The 1,761-nt window shown below is 71.7% G+C and carries 2 protein-coding genes; one reads left to right on the plus strand and one right to left on the minus strand.

What is annotated here, in order from left to right; genetic code table 11:
* On the minus strand, positions 1 to 841 hold an 841-nt coding region (locus tag G6030_RS13910), incomplete at its 3' end, for a hypothetical protein (protein ID WP_182643536.1).
* Between the two features lie 33 nt (positions 842 to 874).
* On the opposite strand from G6030_RS13910, the gene G6030_RS13915 reads away from it, so the two are divergent.
* Positions 875 to 1,761, plus strand: an 887-nt coding sequence (locus G6030_RS13915; protein ID WP_182643537.1) for a Ppx/GppA family phosphatase, incomplete at its 3' end; no start/stop codon positions are given.

The following is a 1,761-nucleotide window of genomic DNA, read 5'->3' on the forward strand; positions in this document are numbered from 1 at the left end:
CGCCGGCGGCGCGCTCGGTCGCCGGGTGCACGGCCACGATGCCCAGCTGCCGCCGGCGCCCGCACGCCGCGGCGAGCACCTCGTAGGCCTCGGCGCCGAGGAGCTCGACCAGCTCGTCGCGCAGGGAGACGTACACGGGCTCGGTGCCGACGTGCGCCTCGGGCGAGCCGGTGCAGTACCAGTCCAGGTCGAGCCCGCCGGGGCCCCAGCCCCGGCGGTCGTACTCGCCGACACGGGTGTGGAGGATCTCCACCTCGTCCGCGCGGGTCTCGGTGTCCTGCGTGAGTCGGATCGGCAGCTGCCAACAGACGTCGGGTTTGGATTCGGGGAGGCTACGCCCCGTCCGCGTGGCGAGGTGGTGCAGGGCGCAGCCCGACCCGGTGGGCCATCCGACGTCGTTGAAGAACACGCATCGGCCGCCTAGGCGGCGTGTCCTGAGCGCGGGCTCCATCTCGCCGTCGTCGCCGGTCAGTTCGTCCTCCTCGAGCCACGACTCGAGGACGGTCCCCTCCTCGGACGCGGCGCGCTCGGCGGCCTCGCGGTGCTGCCACTCCTCGGGCCGGAGCAGCGCGACGTTGGCCCGCAGGCGGCGCCGGTCGGAGTCGTCGGCGAGGAATGCGCCGTGCGTGCAGCACCCGGAGTCGGGCTGGCCCGCCTCGATGCCGTGGCACGCGGGGGTGCCGAAGACGCACGTCCACGAGGACAGCAGCCAGGTCATGTCCGCGGAGATGAGGTGGTCGGCATCCGCCGGGTCGGGGAAGGTGTACCACTCGCGGGGGAAGTCCAGGGGGACCTCGGGCAGAGGGGTACCCGGGTTCGAGGGGCGGTCGGTGGCGGTCACAACCTGCGACCGTAGACCGTTTAGGGTGGTCGTGTGAGATTAGGTGTCCTGGACGTGGGCAGTAACACGGTCCACTTCGTGGTGGTCGATGCCCACCGGGGTGGTCACCCGACCCCGATGAACGACTCCAAGACCCGGTTGCGGCTGATCGAGTACCTGGACGAGAACAACAACATCTCCCGCACCGGCATCGCCCGGCTGATCGACGCGGTCAACGAGGCCGCCGAACTCGCGCGCGCCACCAAGTGCCGTGAGGTCATGGCGCTGGCCACCTCGGCCGTGCGCGACGCGGCCAACTCCGACGAGGTCCTCACGCGGGTCGCCGAGGAGACCGGGATCGAGCTGCGCGTGCTGTCCGGTGAGGACGAGGCACGGATGACGTTCCTCGCCGCCCGCCGCTGGTACGGGTGGAGCGCCGGGCGGATCGTCAACCTCGACATCGGCGGCGGATCGCTGGAGATGACCAGCGGGGAGGACGAGCTGCCGGAGCAGGCGTACAGCCTGCAGCTCGGCGCGGGCCGCCTCACCCACGACTGGTTCAAGACCGATCCGCCCGAGCGCAAGCGCATCAACCAGCTGCGCGACTACATCGACGCCGAGCTCGACGGACCCGCCCGGGCGATCCGGGCCGCCGGCGAGCCCGATCTGGCGTGCGCCACCTCCAAGACGTTCCGGATGCTGGCCCGGCTCACGGGTGCGGCGCCGTCGTCGGAGGGGCCGCGCGTGGAGCGGATCCTCACGGCGGCGGGCCTGCGGCAGGTGATCGCGTTCATCTCCCGCATGACGGCCGCGGACAGGGCAGAGTTGGAGGGCATCAGCTCCGACCGCTCGCATCAGGTGGTGGCGGGCGCGCTGGTGGCGGAGGCCGCCATGCGTGCACTGGGGTTGGAAAGTGTGAAAATCTGTCCGTGGGCCCTGCG

This window comes from Dietzia sp. E1 (assembly GCF_014145015.1).
Classification (GTDB): domain Bacteria; phylum Actinomycetota; class Actinomycetes; order Mycobacteriales; family Mycobacteriaceae; genus Dietzia; species Dietzia cinnamea_A.